We start from the raw sequence: 3,449 nt of genomic DNA on the forward strand, positions 1-3,449 counted from the left end.
ACAAGTGGGAGTCAGCGTCACGAGCGATGGCAGAGCGGCTGCAAGGACAAATGGCGAACGTGATATCGGTGTGTGACCGCGAAGCGGACATCTACGAATACTTGCAGTATAAACTGACCGAGCAGCAACGATTCGTCGTACGCTCGATGCAAAGTCGTCATATTGAAGAAGGTGAGGATAAGCTCTATGCGTTTGCAAGCGAGCTGATGAGTGCAGGCACCAAACACATCCACATTGCACAAAAAGGAGGAAGAAAAGCCCGAAGCGCAACACTGGATATCACCTATGCGCCAGTGACACTCAAAGCGCCTTACAATAAGAAAGGACGCTCCCTCCCAGTTTACTATGTCGGCAGTGCAGAGAGAGGAAACGCTGAGAACGGCTTAAGCTGGCACCTATTAACCAGTGAACCAGTCACCAGCAAAGAAGACGCCTTAGCTATCATCACCTACTATGAGCACCGTTGGCTTGTAGAGGAATACCATAAAGTCTGGAAAAGTGATGGCACGGATATCGAAAGTTTACGCCTTCAAAGCCAAGATAACATGGAAAGATTGGTGACGATTAATGGCTTTATTGCGACGCGAATATTGCAACTAAAGTTCACCAATGAGCAGCCTGATTCTCCAAGTTGTGAACAACTGTTATCTCCCAAAGCATGGAAGTTATTGTGGTTAAAGAGAATAAAAACACCATTGCCTGAAACTGCTCCAAATATGTCATGGGCGTATCAGGAACTGGCAAAGTTAGGAGGCTGGAAAGATACCAAGCGCACAGGGCGTGCATCTGTGAAAGTGTTATGGCAAGGATGGCTTAAGTTACAAGCCATCCTGGAAGGCTACGATTTAGCAAAATCTCTTGAGTCAGACTTGTGATCAAGAGACAGCTAATTAGCGCCTTTTTGCATTATGGCTAAATATAAATTTAATGCTGATTGATCATGTGCGTTGCTAGTTGAGAGAATGATTGCTTTAAGCCTTCACGTAACAACGGATTGTCTATTTCTATATCCAGCGTTTTATTCATGCAGTACATCCACTGATCGCGCAATGCTTTATCTACAGTAAAAGGCATATGTCTTTTACGTAGCATTGGCTGGCCATGTTTTTCAGTAAATAGGTTTGGCCCGCCTAACCAACCAGATAAAAATTCAAAAAATACTTGGCGAATTCGATCTAATGGCAGAGGATGCATATCATATAACGGTTTAGCGTATTCATCTGACTCCATTATGTCGTAGAATCGATTGGAGATAGCTCGCGCCCCTTTCTCTCCACCTATTATTTCATACGGTGTTTTTTCAGGAGTAGGAGCCTGTTGCTCGGGAGCCGGCTTAGATTTAGAAAAAAGTCGTTTAATCATATTACTTATCATTGTTAATAGGCAGTTTATAGCTGCAAAGAGGTTGCTTTAAAATGGACAAATATGCGGTTTTTGGAAATCCAATTAAACATTCAAAATCCCCCGCGATACATAAACAATTTGCTGTATCACTGGGTGAGCAAATCGACTATCGCGCAATATTAGCACCTATCGATAACTTTGAAAAAACAGTATTGTCTTTTTTTGAGCAAGGCGGTGTGGGTGCTAACGTTACAATGCCATTTAAAGAGCAAGCTTATGCAATGGCTGATGAGCTTACCCCATTAGCCAAAATAGTAGGGGCTGTTAATACACTAAAAAAACGAGATGATGGCTCATTACTCGGTGATAACACCGATGGTGTGGGCTTTGTAAATGATTTACTCGCTAATGAAGTAGCCATAACTAATAAACGCATTTTAATCATAGGTGCGGGCGGTGCTGCTCGAGGGGTTATTTTACCTTTGTTAGAGCATAACCCTCAGGAAATAATAATAGTTAATCGCACAGCACAAAAAGCCAAAGAACTCGCAGAGCTGTTTACCCAATATGGACCAGTATCTGGCTTTGGTTTTGATGATTTACCAGTAAGCGATTACTCACTAATTATAAACTCTACCTCTAGCAGTATGAATAACGAACTTCCAGCACTTGATAAAAAACACATAACTAACTGTGAAGTCGCTTATGACATGTTTTATTCACTGCAAAATACCATTTTTATGAATTGGGTTGCACAGCATAATATTAACGCTAAGCTTTTAGATGGCAGTGGCATGTTAGTTGGTCAAGCTGCTCAAGCATATTATGTATGGCGTAATAAAATGCCAAAAATACTTCCCGTCGTTGATGCGCTCAAACAAGGAACGCTTAAATGAATCAGGCAATACAATTTATAGATAGGCTAGAGTTTAGAGAGCCCGATCATCAGTTAGTATTTTTTGCACAAGTTAGTGGCATGCTGGTGGAGTGTGTAATAGAAGTAAATACACTTAAACTAACAGACGAAAGTCACGCAACAGAGTATTTTGAAAAGTATCGTTTTGATTACGAAGAACGTGCCGAGGAGCTTATCGAAGAAGAGAGCTATAACTCGGCAGGCCAAATTGAAGTAAGTTTATTAACTTAAATTAGCTATTTCAGCTAAGTACTCATCTTTAAGTGATACATAGTTATCGGCAGATATTTTTAAAAAGGCAAGTTCTTGCTCCGTTAGAGGGCGGGCTTGCTTAGCCGGACTCCCTACATATAAGTAACCAGACTCTAAGCGTTTGTTTGGTGGTACCAAAGAGCCGCCACCTATAATTACATCATCTTCAACAACCACGTTATCCATAATAATAGCGCCCATACCTACAAGTATACGGTTTCCTAATATACATCCGTGCAGCATTACCTTATGACCTACAGTTACATCGTCACCTATAATAAGTGGATAACCATCTGGATTGCTTTTAGTTGCACGAGATAAATGCAATACACTGCCATCTTGTATATTGGAGCGTTTACCAATACGTATATAGTTAACATCGCCTCGGGCTGCTACTAAAGGCCAAACACTACTATTATCACCTAAAGTAATATCACCAACCAAAACTGATGACTCATCAATATAAACAGACGAATTAAACGAAGGAGTTACACCTTTATAAGAACGGATTGCCATATTTAGTACCTTTTAGATAATAGTTATTAGCTTTGAGTGTATCAGCAAGGTCATTTTTGTACCATAAAAGGCACCGTTTGGTTACAAAACTATCAGTTTTAGGGGGTTTAGTTCAGATACTGACCGAACAGCATCTTTTTTTACTTTTTCTTTAAAAAAGTACTTGCGTAAAAATCTGTTCTCCCTATAATGCGACCCCACTGAGACGGGAAACGCCGAAGCATAGCAAGGCACGAACTACTCACAGAGTTAAATAAAACTTCGGTTTTAAATCTTCCAAAAGAAAATTTAAAACAAAGTATTGACTCGAAAAATAAAGGGTGTATTATTCGCATCCCTTGAGACGCTAAAGCGACTCAAAACGTTCTTTAACAATATAAAGCAATCATCTGTGTGGGCACTCGTACAGATTGAGTTCTAA

General features: G+C 40.4%; 5 protein-coding genes. 3 read left to right on the plus strand and 2 right to left on the minus strand.

Going from position 1 to position 3,449, the window contains the following annotated elements; all coding sequences use genetic code 11:
• Positions 1-875 (plus strand): IS4 family transposase (locus H5117_RS20250; RefSeq protein WP_182739004.1); only part of this gene is annotated, 875 nt, incomplete at its 5' end.
• Positions 876-924: 49 nt separating this feature from the next.
• On the opposite strand, the gene H5117_RS20255 is transcribed toward H5117_RS20250, so the two are convergent.
• Positions 925-1,362, minus strand: coding sequence for a group II truncated hemoglobin (locus H5117_RS20255; RefSeq protein ID WP_004335148.1), 438 nt, complete (start codon positions 1,360-1,362; stop codon positions 925-927).
• A 53-nt stretch (positions 1,363-1,415) separates the two neighbouring features.
• Here H5117_RS20255 and aroE point away from each other — a divergent pair, with 53 nt between their 5' ends.
• Together aroE and H5117_RS20265 are read left to right on the plus strand one after the other, a co-directional pair.
• Complete coding sequence (gene aroE / locus H5117_RS20260) at positions 1,416-2,240, plus strand: shikimate dehydrogenase (RefSeq protein ID WP_182712952.1); 825 nt, start codon at positions 1,416-1,418, stop codon at positions 2,238-2,240.
• The gene (locus H5117_RS20265) at positions 2,237-2,491 is read left to right on the plus strand and encodes a DUF1488 family protein (RefSeq protein WP_004335144.1); all 255 of its coding nucleotides are present in this window, start codon (positions 2,237-2,239) and stop codon (positions 2,489-2,491) included. Before aroE ends, H5117_RS20265 begins: the two co-directional genes overlap by 4 nt.
• Here the strand turns inward: H5117_RS20265 and H5117_RS20270 are convergent.
• On the minus strand, positions 2,483-3,028 hold the full coding sequence (locus H5117_RS20270; protein WP_002959868.1) for a gamma carbonic anhydrase family protein: 546 nt from the start codon (positions 3,026-3,028) through the stop codon (positions 2,483-2,485). The two genes, H5117_RS20265 and H5117_RS20270, sit on opposite strands and share 9 nt — an antisense overlap.
• Between the last annotated feature and the right edge of the window lie 421 nt (positions 3,029-3,449).

This window comes from Pseudoalteromonas sp. SG45-1 (genome assembly GCF_014164135.1).
In the GTDB taxonomy this organism is placed as follows: domain Bacteria; phylum Pseudomonadota; class Gammaproteobacteria; order Enterobacterales; family Alteromonadaceae; genus Pseudoalteromonas; species Pseudoalteromonas distincta.

What these genes read in the sequence shown, in the direction of transcription:
- H5117_RS20255 (WP_004335148.1), bottom strand. Translation starts at nt 1,362, where the DNA reads ATGATTAAACGACTTTTTTCTAAATCTAAGCCGGCTCCCGAGCAACAG.
- aroE (WP_182712952.1), top strand. Translation starts at nt 1,416, where the DNA reads ATGGACAAATATGCGGTTTTTGGAAATCCAATTAAACATTCAAAATCC.
- H5117_RS20265 (WP_004335144.1), top strand. Translation starts at nt 2,237, where the DNA reads ATGAATCAGGCAATACAATTTATAGATAGGCTAGAGTTTAGAGAGCCC.
- H5117_RS20270 (WP_002959868.1), bottom strand. Translation starts at nt 3,028, where the DNA reads ATGGCAATCCGTTCTTATAAAGGTGTAACTCCTTCGTTTAATTCGTCT.